This window comes from Endozoicomonas sp. ONNA1, assembly GCF_024606325.1.
Taxonomy (GTDB): Bacteria; Pseudomonadota; Gammaproteobacteria; order Pseudomonadales; family Endozoicomonadaceae; genus Endozoicomonas_A.
The window spans coordinates 1-1,149 of record NZ_JAHHPN010000432.1; the positions used below are offsets into that span (position 1 = coordinate 1).

Sequence of the window (1,149 nt, forward strand, 5' to 3'; positions counted from 1 at the left end):
CCGCCAGAAACTTCATCCGCTGTCCCAGCGTCATCAGCACAGCCTTCAACCAGCGAATTGACCACGGCTGCTGCCATCAGAGCCTTAGAAAATTTGGAGTCACCATCAAACACTTCATCAGCCTTTGAAATATCATCTCCAACAAACACACCACGAACTAAATATTCATCGTCGTATACATCCCCGTCTGACAGTACATTCCCCACAACCGATTCACTTGATCTGTCAAACTGCCCACCACCAAAAGGCAAGCCTCTCTTTCAAACCTATGACGCGGAAAACCAGCAGATATACGTCGTCATTCAGCCTGAGTCGCCTTCCAAGGATGTTATTCTGGCACGCTATAAAGGTTCTGAACTGGATAAACAATTTGGTCGTTGCGGCATTGTGACTTACACCACCTCTGCTGACCACTCCAGCATACTGGATTCTTACCAGTCTCTGACAGGACAGGTGATTCACGAAACCACAGGCTCTCAACTTAACCTTGTTGCAACGACACCATCAGGAAAAACAACCCTGTTTGAGTTCCCTTTAAGTGCCGCCCAGAAATATCCGGCACAATTGATCGCACGTAATAAGGTATTCCCTGAAAATGTGCAAATTAATGATACCGCTTATCATCAAGGCGTCATGTATTTAACAGGTACTCTAGATAACAGCCTATTTGTTGGCCGTTACCACCAGCGACGGCTCTTTTTTCCTGAAAACAGTGACCTGTATGATAAAGAACAAGGACTTAATCTAAAGCTCTCCCCAGATGGCGTAAGCCTATATGTAACCGGCAAAAGGTATGAAGATACGCCCTATCCTCTGTTTATCCGACAATACGACAGTCAACAGCTAAAACCCGTCGCCTCTTTTGGCAACAATGGCAAAGCGATAATAACTATCAACCACATTGTCACAGTTAACAACCAGCAGGACATCCTGATACAAAAAGACCAGATCTACGTTGCCGTATTCAGCCCTGAGGAAGAGACACTTTCTATTCGCCGTTTCGCCACTGACAATGGACAGATCGATAGTGCTTTTATAATTGACGACAGGATTGATTTTTCTTCCCGAACACCCGATTCGTTTGCAACCATCAGGCTGATGACCACGGAAGATTATTTGCACGCCATTATTTACCACAGTGATGGACAA

At 45.3% G+C, this 1,149-nt stretch carries 2 protein-coding genes; one reads left to right on the plus strand and one right to left on the minus strand.

Annotated elements, in window-relative coordinates; translation table 11 throughout:
* The coding region (locus tag KDK19_RS09925) for a hypothetical protein (RefSeq protein ID WP_257291850.1) at nucleotides 1-206 on the minus strand (206 nt) is incomplete at its 3' end.
* A 181-nt stretch (nucleotides 207-387) separates the two neighbouring features.
* Between KDK19_RS09925 and KDK19_RS09930 the strand changes: the two genes are divergently transcribed.
* On the plus strand, nucleotides 388-1,149 hold a 762-nt coding region (locus KDK19_RS09930), incomplete at its 3' end, for a hypothetical protein (RefSeq protein ID WP_257291851.1).